The 228-nt window shown below is 59.2% G+C and carries 1 protein-coding gene; it reads left to right on the forward strand.

The features are described from left to right. On the forward strand, window positions 1-228 hold a 228-nt coding region (locus JN414_RS16715; protein ID WP_202208908.1), incomplete at both ends, for a Hint domain-containing protein.

The raw sequence follows: 228 nt of genomic DNA on the forward strand, positions 1-228 counted from the left end.
TCCATCACCGTCTCCAGCCAGCCTGTGCCGGAAGAAAACTGGCTCGTCCGCATCCGCGAGGGCGCGCTTGCCGAGGGTGTTCCGTCCCGTGACCTGCTGGTGACGCAGGAGCACTGCATGGTCTTTGAAGGCAAGCTGGTTCCGGCCCGTATGCTGGTCAATGGGGCATCCATCCTGATTGATCGTACGATCAACAGCTACACCTACTATCATGTGGAACTGGAGAGC

It is taken from the genome of Gluconobacter sp. Gdi (assembly GCF_014132155.1).
Classification (GTDB): domain Bacteria; phylum Pseudomonadota; class Alphaproteobacteria; order Acetobacterales; family Acetobacteraceae; genus Gluconobacter.